This is a genomic window from Paraburkholderia sp. SIMBA_030 (assembly GCF_046535245.1).
Classification (GTDB): Bacteria; Pseudomonadota; Gammaproteobacteria; order Burkholderiales; family Burkholderiaceae; genus Paraburkholderia.
On sequence record NZ_JAWRXB010001457.1, the window covers coordinates 1 to 242 of the forward strand.

Here is a 242-nt window from a genome sequence, read left to right on the forward strand (position 1 = left end):
GCGCCGTTGGCCACGGAGGCAGCCATGACAGCACCGGCGAGCGGGGACAAGAGCACCTTGCCCTGCCCGATCATCGATGCCGCGTGTTCCGTGCCTTCGGCGGCCGCCGGTACCGATCCCAAGAATGCATCGGCGCCCAGCTTTGGAGCGTCCACGGCCACGCCCAAAGCCTGTGCCGCAGACGCCAACTGCTCCTGGCTCACGGTGTCGCGTTCACTGATGAAAGCCGTGTTGCACGAGTG

1 pseudogene is annotated in these 242 nt (G+C 66.5%); it reads right to left on the bottom strand.

The features are described 5' to 3' along the window. Positions 1 to 242, bottom strand: a pseudogene (locus SB772_RS44860) (penicillin-binding protein); the annotation flags it as partial.